Raw genomic sequence first — 12,453 nt, forward strand, 5'->3', positions numbered from 1 at the left:
GTTGCTCCCCGGCCCGCTGCCCCTTGCCGCCGGGTCAACGGCGGCCCCGGGGCCCGCCACGCACGACCGGCTGGCGCTGTTCCGGGTGGTGGGGCAGGTCGACCTGCCGACCACGGCCGCTGAAGAACGCCCGCCAATCGACCGTTCCACCCGCCGTGGAGAACCGCCCGACAGCCGCGACCAGCGTCACGGCCTCATCACGTTCCCTGCGCTGCAAGGCGATGCCGTCGTCCACCAGTGCGCTGAGCACACCGTCCGGCCCCACCTCGACGAACCTGCTGACGCCCGCGTCCTGCAACCGCGTCACGGCGTCGTGGAAGCGCACCGCCTCGCGCACGTGCCGCACCCAGTAGTCCGGGTCGGTCACATCACCTGACGTGATCATCGGGATCCTCGGCTCCCGGAAGCTCAACTCCCCCACCACAGCCCGGAAGTCATCCAGCATCGGGTCCATGAGGACCGAGTGGAACGCGTGCGACACCGAAAGCCGCTTCGACCGCTCGAACCGGGCCGCGACCGCCAACACCTCGACCTCGTCGCCCGATACGACAACGGAATTCGGCCCGTTGACCGCCGCGATGCCCACTCCGGCCGTCAACAACGGCAGCACCTCGGCCTCGGCAGCCTTGACCGCCACCATCGCGCCACCCTCGGGCAACGCCTGCATCAGACTCGCCCGCGCCGACACCAACCGACACGCATCAGGCAACGACAGCACGCCCGCGACGTGAGCCGCCGCGATCTCACCGATCGAATGACCAGCCAAGAAGTCCGGCCGAACACCCCACGACTCCAACAACCGGTAAAGCGCAACCTCAAACGCGAACAACGCAGGCTGCGTGAACTCCGTGCGGCTCAGACGCTCAGCGTCCTCACCCCACACCACCTCCCGCAACACCGGATCGAACCCGGCCAACACCTCACTGAACGCACCCGCGAACACCGGGAACGCCAACGACAACTCACGACCCATCCCGAGCCGCTGCGAACCCTGCCCCGTGAACAAGAACGCCGTCCCACCACCGGAACGCGCCACCACCGGCACGACATCCGCCAGACCACGCACCAACTCGTCCCGATCCCGACCGACCACCACCGCCCGGTGCTCGAACACCGAACGACCAGCCAACGACAAGCCGACGTCCACCGGCCGGACATCAGCGTCCACAGAAGCCAACCGCACAGCCTGAGCACGCACTGCCTCAGCCGAACGACCCGACAACACCCACGGCACCACCGGCAAGTCGTCGCCCACGGGCTCCCGGCGCTCGTCGCGCCCCTGCTCGATGATCACGTGCGCATTGGTGCCGCTGATCCCGAACGACGAGATACCGGCCCGACGAGGATGCCCGTTCGACGGCCACTCCCGAGCCTCCGTCAACAGCTGCACGTTCCCCGCCGACCAGTCCACGTGCGGCGACGGCTCGTCCACGTGCAAGGTCGGCGGCATCACGCCGTGCCGCATCGCCATGACCATCTTGATGATCCCGGCAACACCCGCAGCCGCCTGCGTGTGACCGATGTTCGACTTGATCGACCCCAACCACAGCGGCGCGTCCCGGTCACGCCCGTACGTCTCCAACAACGCCTGAGCCTCGATCGGATCACCCAACGTCGTGCCGGTGCCGTGCGCCTCCACCGCATCCACATCAGCGGCCGTCAGACCGGCGTTCGCCAAGGCCTGCCGGATCACTCGACGCTGAGACGGACCATTGGGGGCCGTGAAGCCGTTCGAAGCGCCGTCCTGGTTGATCGCCGTGCCACGGACGACCGCCAACACCCGGTGGCCGTTGCGGCGCGCGTCCGACAACCGCTCCACCAGCAGCATCCCGACGCCTTCACCCCACCCGGTGCCGTCCGCCGAACCCGCGAACGACCGGCACCGGCCGTCCGGCGACAGCCCGCGCTGACGGCTGAACTCCACGAACGTGTCCGCGGTCGCCATGACGGTCACGCCGCCCGCCAAGGCCAACGAGCACTCGCCCGACCGCAGCGCCTGGCTCGCCAAGTGCAACGCCACCAACGACGACGAACACGCCGTGTCCACCGTCACCGCAGGCCCTTCCAGCCCCAAGGTGTAAGCGACGCGACCGGACGCCATCGCGCCGGTGTTGTTGTTCGCTTCGTAGTCGTGGTACATCATCCCGGCGAAAACGCCGGTATCGCTGCCCCGCAGGGAAACCGGATCGATCCCCGCCCGCTCGAACGCCTCCCAGGACGTCTCCAGCAACAACCGCTGCTGCGGGTCCATCACCAACGCCTCGTTCGGGCTGATCCCGAAGAACGCCGGGTCGAACTCCGCAGCCCTGTACAGGAAGCCGCCCTCACGCGTGTAGCTGGTGTCCTGCCGCTGACCGGTCGGGTCGAACAGCCGCTCGACGTCCCAACCGCGATCGGTCGGGAACTCGCCGATGGCGTCGACACCGTCCGCGACGAGCCGCCACAGGTCCTCGGGCGTGCTGACACCACCGGGGTACCGGCAGGCCATGCCCACGATCGCGATCGGCTCGTCGGTCACCGACGTCGTCGCCACGACCGCCCGCGCCCGCTCGCCCTCACCGGTGACCTCGCCCAGCAAGTGCTCGGCCAGCGCGAACGGCGTCGGGTAGTCGAACGCGAGCGTCGCCGACAGCCGCATGTCCAGCGCCGTGCTCAGGCCGTTGCGGAACTCCACCGCCGACAACGAGTCGAAACCGAGATCGTTGAACGCCTGCTCCGGATCGATCGCCTCCGGACCCGCGTGACCCAAGGTCGCAGCCGCCTGCGCCCGCACCAGCTCCACCAACACCGCGAGCCGCTGCTCCTGCGCCAACCCCGCCAACCGCTCACGCCACACCGACGAACCACCGGACGCCGCCGCACGCCGTGCCGGGCGGCGCAGCAACCCGTGGAGCATGTGGGGCACCTCGGTCGCGGTCGCGCCGGACATGTCGACGTGGATCGGCACCAAGGCAGGCAGGTCGAGTGCCAGCGAGGCGTCGAGCAGCGCGAGCCCCTCGCCGGCCGACAGCGCGAGCACACCGGACCGCCGCATCCGCTGCACGTCGGCTTCGCTCAGCTCGCCGCCCATGCCCGCTTCGTCGGCCCACAGGCCCCAGGCCAGCGAGTGCGCCGCCAATCCGTTCGTCCGCCGATACGCCGCCAACGCGTCCAGATACGCGTTCGCCGCCGCGTAATTCCCCTGACCCGGCGCACCCAACACCCCAGACGCCGACGAGAACAACACAAACGCCGACACATCACCGACCAACTCATGCAGGTTCCACGCCGCGTCCACCTTCGGACGCAACACCCCGTCAACCCGCCCAGGCGTCAACGACCCGATCACACCATCGTCCAGAACACCCGCAACGTGGACCACACCACCGACCGGACGCCCGGCCAACAGCCCCGCCAACGCCTCACGATCGGCCACGTCACAGGCCACCAGCTCGACCTCGGCCCCAGCCTCAGCCAACTCCGCGACCAACTCGGACGCCCCAGGCGCGTCCATCCCGCGCCGACTCGTCAACACCAAGTCAGTCACACCATGCGAGGTCACGAGGTGCCGGGCCACCAACCGACCGAGCGAACCCGTCGCACCCGTCACCAACACCCGACCCGAGAACCGCACCTCAGGCCCGGACTCGGTCACCCGAACCAACCGGGCGCCGTGCATCACGCCGTCCCGCACAACGACCTGCGGCTCACCGGTGCCGAGGACAGCGGCCATGTCGAGTTCGGCGTCGGTGTCCACCAGAACGATCCGGTCGGGGTTCTCCGACTGAGCCGAGCGCACCAAGCCCCACACCGCGGCACCGGCCAGATCCGTGACCTCACCGAACGCCACCGCACCCCGCGTCACCACGACGAGCGACGAGCCACCACCGAGTGCCAGCCAGTCCTGGATCTCCCCCAGCACCCGTGACACCTCTGCCCGCACTCCCGCAGCGTCCGCACCCGGCGCACCGGCCTCCAGCACCACAGCGTCCGCCGAGACGGGAGTCCCCGACACCGGCGACCACTCCACCCGGAACAACGACTGCGCGGACGACGAAGCCGACTGACCGGTCGACACCGGGCGCAGCGCCAGTTCACGCACGGACGCGACCGGGTTGCCGTCGGCGTCCGCGACGTCCAGCGCCACCGCGCCCTCGCCCAGCGGCGACAACCGCACCCGCACCCGCGACGCCCCGGCCGCGAACAACGACACGCCGGACCACGTGAACGGCAACATGGCCTGCTCACCCAACGCCCCGGTGAACGAGGAAGCGTGCAGGCACGCGTCCAGCAAAGCGGGGTGCACCCCGAAAGCCGAGCCGTCGACGTCGTCCGGCAGCGCCACCTCGGCGCACACGTCGTCGCCCAGCCGCCACGCCGACCGCAACCCCTGGAACACCGGCCCGTACTCCAGGCCCGCCTCGGCCAGCACGTCGTAGTGCCCGGCGACGTCCAGCGGCTCCGCGCCGGCCGGCGGCCACTGCCGCAGGTCGAACCCCGCGACCGACGTCCCCGACGACAACACGCCCTCCGCGTGCAGCACCCAGGGCAGGTCGTCCCCGCGCTCCGGGCGCGAGTGGACGGTCACCGTGCGCCGACCGGTCCGGTCGGGCGCGCCCGCGATCACGCGCAGCTGAACGCCCTGGTCCCGGTCCTCGTCGGGCAGCACGAGCGGCGCGGTGAGCACCAGCTCGTCGAGCGCGCCGCAGCCGACCTCGTCACCGGCCCGGATCGCCAACTCCGCGAACCCGGTGCCGGGGAAGACGACCGCGCCACCGACCGCGTGATCGGCCAGCCACGGCTGAGCCCGCACCGACAACCGGCCGGTGAGCACCGCGCCATCGGTGTCCGGCGCCACCACCACCGCGCCGAGCAACGGGTGCTCCGGCACGTCCAACCCGGCGGACACGACGTCGCCCGCACCGAGGGTCGCGCCCGCCCACGCCTCACGCCAGTAGTCGAGCGAGTCGATCCAGTACCGCTCGCGCTGGAACGCGTAGGTCGGCAGGTCGACCCGCCGCCCACGACCGCCGAAGAACGACGGCCAGTCGACCGACCCACCGGTGGCGTACCACTGGCCGAGCCGCTTGACCAGCGTCAGCGCTTCGTCCTGCCCCTTGCGCTGCAACGGAATCGCACCATCGACCAGCGCGCTCAACACACCGTCCGGCCCGACCTCGACAAACCGCGCCACGCCCTCGTCACGCAGCCGCGTCACGGCATCGTGGAACCGCACCGCGTCCCGCACGTGCCGAACCCAGTACTCCGGATCCGTCACGTCACCGACCGTGGCGATCGGGATGCTCGGTGCCTGGAAGCTCAACTCCCGCACCACGGCGCGGAAGTCGTCCAACATCGGGTCCATCAACACCGAGTGGAACGCGTGCGACACCGACAGCCGCTTCGACCGCTCGAACCTCGCGGCCACCGCCAGCACCTCGGCCTCGACACCCGAAACCACGACCGAATCCGGCCCGTTGACCGCCGCGATCCCCACTCCGGATGTCAACAACGGCAGCACCTCAGCTTCGGCAGCCTTGATCGCCACCATCGCCCCACCTTCGGGCAACGCCTGCATCAAACGCGCACGCGCCGACACCAAGCGACAGGCGTCCGCCAAGGACAGCACCCCGGCAACGTGAGCCGCTGCGATCTCACCGATCGAATGCCCCGCCACCCGATCCGGCCGAACACCCCACGACTCCAACAGCCGGTAAAGCGCCACCTCGAACGCGAACAGCGCAGGCTGCGTGAACTCGGTCCGCTCCAGCCGCTCTGCGTCCTCGCCCCACACCACCTCCCGCAACACCGGGTCGAACCCGGCCAACACCTCGTCGAACACCCGCGCGAACACCGGAAACGCCGCCGCCAACCCACGGCCCATCCCCAACCGCTGCGAACCCTGACCAGTGAACAAGAACGCCGTCTCACCACCAGCCCGCGCCACCACCGGCACGACATCCGCCAAGCCGCGCACCAACTCGTCCCGGTCCCGACCGACCACCACCGCCCGGTGCTCGAACACCGAACGACCAGCCAACGACACCGCGACATCCACCGGCCGAACGTCAGCGTCCACGGATGCCAACCGCACAGCCTGAGCACGCACCGCCTCGGCCGAACGACCGGTCAACACCCAAGGCACCACCGGCAGGCCCGCATCGCTCTCGTCGACCGACTCAGCAGCCACGCCTTCGACGATCACGTGCGCGTTCGTGCCGCTGATCCCGAACGAGGAGATGCCGGCCCGACGCGGCCGACCCTCGGCAGCCCACTCCCGAGCCTCGGTCAACAACTGCACGTTCCCCGCCGACCAGTCCACGTGCGGAGACGGCTCGTCAACGTGCAAGGTCGGCGGCATCACACCGTGCCGCATCGCCATGACCATCTTGATGATCCCGGCAACACCCGCAGCCGCCTGCGTGTGACCGATGTTCGACTTAATCGACCCCAACCACAACGGCACCTCACGATCACGCCCATACGTCTCCAACAACGCCTGAGCCTCGATCGGATCACCCAACGTCGTACCCGTGCCGTGCGCCTCCACCGCATCCACATCAGCGGCCGTCAGACCGGCATTCGCCAACGCCTGCCGGATCACCCGACGCTGAGACGGACCGTTCGGTGCGGTCAGGCCGTTGGACGCGCCGTCCTGGTTCACCGCGGTGCCGCGGACCACGGCCAGCACCGGGTGACCGTTGCGGCGGGCGTCCGACAGCCGCTCCACCAGCAGCATGCCGACGCCTTCGCCCCAGGACGTCCCGTTGTTGGTGGCCGCGAACGACCGGCACCGACCGTCCGGCGACAACCCGCGCTGACGGCTGAACTCCACGAACACCTCGGGCGTCGCCATCACGGCCACCCCACCGACGAGCGCCAGCGAGCACTCGCCCGATCGCAGCGCCTGGCTCGCCAAGTGCAACGCCACCAACGACGACGAGCACGCCGTGTCCACCGTGACCGCCGGGCCTTCGAGCCCGAACACGTACGACACCCGCCCGGACGCGATGGCGCCGGTGCTGCTGTTGGCCGCGTAGTCGTGGTACATCATCCCGGCGAACACACCGGTGTCACTGCCCCGCAACGACACCGGGTCGATCCCCGCCCGCTCGAACGCCTCCCACGACGCCTCCAGCAGCAACCGCTGCTGCGGGTCCATGATCACGGCTTCGTTGGGGCTGATCCCGAAGAACGCCGGGTCGAACTCGTCGGCGTCGTGCAGGAACCCGCCTTCACGGGTGTAGCTGGTGTTGGGCCGCTCGCCCGTCGGGTCGTACAGCTTGTCGACGTCCCAGCCCCGGTTGGTCGGGAACGGCGACACCGCGTCCACGCCGTCGGCCACCAGCCGCCACAGGTCCTCGGGCGAGGACACGCCACCGGGGTAGCGGCAGGCCATCCCGACGATGGCGATCGGCTCGTCGGTGACGGTCGTGGTCGCGACCGCCGCCGCGTCGTCACCGAGACCGGACACCTCGGCCACCAGGTGACGCGCAAGCGCTTGCGGCGTGGGGTGGTCGAACACCAGGGTCGCGGGCAGCCGCACGCCGACCGCGGTGCTCAGGCCGTTGCGGAACTCCACCGCCGACAACGAGTCGAAGCCCAGGTCGTTGAACGCCCGCTCCGGGTCGACCGCCGCCGCGGAGGTGAACCCGAGCACGGACACGACCTGGTTCAGCACCAGGTCGAGGAGCGCGGCCTCCCACTCGTCCTCGGGCAGCGCGGCGAGCACCCGGCGCAACTGGGCGGGCTCGCTCCCGGTGCCGGCACGACGCCGCCGCGCCACCTTCACCAAGCCGCGGAACAGCTCGGGCATCAGCTCGCCACGCGCCCGGATCGCGCCCAGGTCGAACGACGCGGGGATCACCGCGGCCTCACCCGTGCCGATCGCGGCGTCGAGGAGCGCGAGCCCTTGTTCGGCGGCCAGCGGCAACACACCGGCACCGACCACCCGGGAGCGGTCGGCGTCCGTCAGCCGGCCGGACATCCCGGCGTCCTCGGCCGCCCACAAGCCCCAGGCCAGTGACTGCGCCGCCATCCCGTTCGCCCGCCGATACGCCGCCAACGCGTCCAGATACGCGTTCGCCGCCGCGTAATTCCCCTGACCCGGCGCACCCAACACCCCAGACGCCGACGAGAACAACACAAACGCCGACACATCGCCGACCAACTCATGCAGGTTCCACGCCGCATCCACCTTCGGACGCAACACCCCGTCAACCCGCCCAGGCGTCAACGACGCGATCACACCGTCGTCCAACACACCGGCGACATGCACCACACCATCGACGGGGCGCCCGGCCAACAACCCGGCCAACGCCTCCCGATCAGCCACGTCGCAGGCCACCAACTCGACCTCGGCGCCAGCCCCAGCCAACTCGGCCACCAGCTCACGAGCACCCGGCGCATCCATCCCACGCCGACTCGTCAACACCAAGTCGGTCACACCATGCGCGGCGACCAAGTGCCGAGCCACCAACCGACCGAGCGAACCCGTCGCACCCGTCACCAACACCCGACCCGAGAACCGCGCCTCGGACCCGGACTCGGTCACCCGCGCCAACCTGGCCCCGAACAACGCCCCGTCACGCACCACCAGCTGCGGCTCACCGGCACCGAGCACCACGGCCGGGTCCACCTCGGCGTCGGTGTCCACCAGGACGATCCGACCCGGGTTCTCCGACTGCGCCGACCGCACCAGACCCCACACCGCGGCACCGGCAAGATCCGTGACCTCACCGAACGCGACCGCACCCCGCGTCACCACGACCAACGACGAGCCATCACCCCGCGCCAACCAGTCCTGCACCTCACCCAGGACCCGCGACACCTCAGCCCGCACGCCGGCAGGGCCGGCACCGGGTGCGCCGGCCTCCAACACCACGACGTCCGCCGACACCGGAGACGCCGACACCGGGGACCACTCCACCCGGAACAACGACTCGAACGTCCCGGCCGCGGCGGCCCCGACCTGCTTCACGTCGACCGGCCGCAGCACCAGCGACGCCACCGACGCGACCGGAGCGCCACCGGCGTCCGCCACGGCCAGCGCCACCGCGCCCTCGCCCACCGGCGACAACCGCACCCGCACCCGCGACGCCCCGGCCGCGAACAACGACACCCCGGACCACGAGAACGGCAGCACCGCGCGCTCACCGAACAACCCGGTGAACGACCCGACGTGCAGGCACGCGTCCAGCAACGCCGGGTGCAGCCCGAACGACCCGCCGTCCACCCCGTCCGGCAGCGCGACCTCGGCGAACACGTCGTCACCCAGCCGCCACGCCGACCGCAACCCCTGGAACACCGGCCCGTACTCCAGGCCCGCCTCGGTGAAGTGCGGGTACGCCCCGTCCACGGCCACGGGTTCCGCGCCGACCGGAGGCCACTCGCTCAACGACTCGCCGTCACCGACAGCCCCGGCACGCAGGAGACCGGTGGCGTGGTGGGTCCACCGCACGTCGGCGGGAGCGTCCTGCGGGCGCGCGTACACGTCCACCGAACGGCTCGCGGACTCCCCCACCGCGCCGACCACGACCCGCACCTGCGCGCCGCCGCGTTCGGGCAGCACCAGCGGCGCGGTGAGCGTCAACTCCTCGACCACACCGCAACCGACCTGGTCACCCGCCCGGATCGCCAACTCCACGAAACCCGTGCCGGGGAACACGATCGAGCCGCCGACGACGTGATCGGCCAACCACGGCTGCGCCGAAGCGGACAGCCGCCCGGTCAGCACCACGCCGTCGGAGTCCGCGAGGACGACGACCGCGCCCAGCAACGGGTGGTCAGCCGGGTCGAGGCCCGCCGAGGAGAGGTCGCCGAAGCCCGGCTTCACGTCGAGCCAGTACCGCTCGCTCTGGAACGCGTAGGTCGGCAGGTCGACCCGCGTGCCGCGGCCGTCGAAGAACGCCCGCCAGTCGACCGCGCCGCCCGTGCCGTGGAACCGGCCCAGGCCCGCCACCAGCGTGACCGCTTCGTCGCGTCCCTTGCGCTGCACCGCGATCGCGCCCTCGACCAGCGCGCTCAGCACGCCATCGGGCCCGACCTCGACGAACCTCGTGACACCTGCGCCCTGCAACTGCGTCACGGAGTCGTGGAACCGCACCGCGTCCCGGACGTGCCGAACCCAGTACTCCGGATCCGTCACATCACCGGCCGTAGCGATCGGGATAGTCGGCTCCCGGAAGCCCAACTCCCGCACCACCACGCGGAAGTCGTCCAACATCGGGTCCATCAACACCGAGTGGAACGCGTGCGAGACCGCCAACCGCTTCGCCCGCTCAAACCGAGCCGCAACCGCCAACACCTCGGCCTCGACCCCGGAAACCACGACCGAGTCCGCGCCGTTCACCGCCGCGACGCCCACACCGCCGGTCAACAACGGCACCACCTCGGCCTCTGCAGCCTTGATCGCCACCATCGCGCCGCCCTCGGGCAACGCCTGCATCAGACTCGCCCGCGCCGACACCAACCGACACGCGTCCGACAGCGACAACACCCCGGCAACGTGAGCCGCCGCGATCTCACCGATCGAATGCCCAGCCACCCGATCCGGCCGCACACCCCACGACTCCAACAGGCGGAACAACGCCACCTCAAAGGCGAACAGCGCAGGCTGCGTGAACTCGGTCCGCTCCAGCCGCTCTGCGTCCTCGCCCCACACCACCTCCCGCAACACCGGGTCGAACCCGGCCAACACCTCGTCGAACACCCGCGCGAACACCGGAAACGCCGCCGCCAACCCACGGCCCATCCCCAACCGCTGCGAACCCTGACCCGTGAACAAGAACGCCGTCCCACCACCAGCCCGCGCCACCACCGGCACGACCTCCGCCAGACCGCGCACCAACTCGTCCCGGTCCCGACCGACCACCACCGCCCGGTGCGTCAACGGCGCACGGCCCGTGGCCAGCGAGAACGCGACATCCGTCGGTCGAGCGGCGGGGTTGGCCGACCACCACGCGCGAAGCCGCTCGGCCTGCGCGGCGAGCGACGCCGCGTCGTTCCCCGACACCAGCAGCGGCACGACCGGCAGCTCTGCCGTCGCGAGCCCGGCCTCCTCCTCCGGCGCCTGCTCGATGATCACGTGCGCGTTCGTGCCGCTGATCCCGAACGACGACACACCGGCCCGACGCGGCCGACCCTCGGCAACCCACTCCCTGGCCTCGGTCAACAACCGCACGTCGCCGGCGGACCAGTCCACGTGCGGCGACGGCTCGTCCACGTGCAGGGTCCGCGGCATCACGCCGTGCCGGATCGCCTCGACCATCTTGATCACACCGGCGACACCGGCGGCGGCCTGCGTGTGACCGATGTTCGACTTGATCGACCCCAACCACAACGGCGCGTCCCGGTCACGCCCGTACGTCTCCAGCAACGCCTGGGCCTCGATCGGGTCGCCCAACGTCGTGCCGGTGCCGTGGCCCTCGACCACGTCGACGTCCGCGGCGGACAGCCGGGCGTTGGCCAGGGCCTGCCGGATCACCTGGCGCTGGGACGGACCGTTCGGGGCGGTCAGGCCGTTGGACGCGCCGTCCTGGTTCACCGCCGTGCCCCGCAGCACGGCCAGCACCGGGTGACCGTTGCGCCGCGCGTCGGACAGCTTCTCCAGCAGCAGCACGCCGACGCCCTCGCCCCAGCCGGTGCCGTCGGCCGCGCCCGCGAACGACTTGCACCGGCCGTCGCGCGACAGGCCGCCCTGCTTGCTGAACGCGACGAACGCGCCGGGCGTCGACATCACCATCACGCCGCCCGCGAGCGCCATCGAGCACTCGCCGGACCGCAGCGCCTGGCTCGCCACGTGCATCGCGACCAGCGACGACGAGCACGCGGTGTCCACCGTGACGGCGGGCCCTTCCAGGCCGAGCGCGTAGGCGACCCGGCCGGAGATCACCGCGCCGACGCTGGCCGTGCCCAGGTAAGCCTCGGCGAGTTCCGGTGAGCCGTCGAGCAGCGCCGAGTAGTCCTGCAACCCGGAGCCGACGAACACGCCGACCGGCGCGCCGCGCACCTCCTCCGGGTTGATGCCGGCCCGTTCGAACGCCTCCCACGACGCGTGCAGCATGAGCCGCTGCTGGGGGTCGGTGACGAGGGCCTCGCGCGGGCTCATGCCGAAGAAGCCGGGGTCGAAGTGGCCCGCGTCGGGCACGAAACCGCCGACGTGGACGTAGCTCGCGCCGGTGCCGTCCGCGGTGCCGCCCACCAGCTCGCCCAGGTCCCAGCCGCGGTCGGCCGGGAACGGCGTGAGGGCGTCGACGCCGTCGTCGACGAGCCGCCACAGGTCCTCGGGCGAGGACACGCCACCGGGATAGCGGCAGGCCATGGCCACGATCGCGATCGGCTCCGGCTCCGCGCTCTCGACTTCCCGCAACCTCCGCTTGGTCTGGTGCAGGTCGGCGGTGACGCGCTTGAGGTACTCCAGGAGCTTGTCGTCGTTAGCCATCGTGTTCACGGCGTCCTTTGATTTCGTGCCCC

1 protein-coding gene is annotated in these 12,453 nt (G+C 70.9%); it reads right to left on the reverse strand.

Annotated features, from left to right (window positions below; genetic code table 11):
- Positions 1-34: 34 nt before the first annotated feature.
- Positions 35-12,430 carry an SDR family NAD(P)-dependent oxidoreductase gene (locus tag ABTZ99_RS26075; protein ID WP_499614779.1) on the reverse strand — a complete coding sequence of 4,132 codons (12,396 nt, stop codon included), beginning with the start codon at positions 12,428-12,430 and terminating at the stop codon, positions 35-37.
- Positions 12,431-12,453: the final 23 nt, after the last annotated feature.

Origin of the sequence: Actinosynnema sp. NPDC002837 (genome assembly GCF_040295345.1) — a bacterium.
Classification (GTDB): Bacteria; Actinomycetota; Actinomycetes; order Mycobacteriales; family Pseudonocardiaceae; genus Actinosynnema.